The organism is Mycobacterium sp. UM_Kg27 (genome assembly GCF_000972905.1).
Taxonomy (GTDB): domain Bacteria; phylum Actinomycetota; class Actinomycetes; order Mycobacteriales; family Mycobacteriaceae; genus Mycobacterium.
Genome location: NZ_JRMM01000375.1, coordinates 1 through 251, shown reverse-complemented (window position 1 = coordinate 251; position 251 = coordinate 1). Strand labels below are relative to the sequence as shown.

Genomic DNA, 251 nt, shown 5'->3' with positions numbered 1-251 from the left:
GGTGATCCGCACATCAAAAATGTGATCAGACATAACGATTACACTCCTCCAGCCGTGACGCCGGCCATCTCGCGGGCGATCTCCTCGCCGACCTTGGTGGCGGCGGCGGTCATGATGTCCAGGTTCCCCGCATACGGCGGCAGGTAATCCCCGGCACCCTCGACCTCCACGAACGTGGTCACCACCGCACGCCCACCCGAATTCAGCGACGGCTCATCGAACTGCGGCTCATTGAGCAACCGATAACCCGG

The 251-nt window shown here is 62.2% G+C and carries 1 pseudogene; it reads right to left on the bottom strand.

Annotated features, from left to right (window positions below):
- Positions 1-38: 38 nt before the first annotated feature.
- A pseudogene (locus LI94_RS21705) lies at positions 39-251 on the bottom strand (acetaldehyde dehydrogenase (acetylating)); the annotation flags it as partial.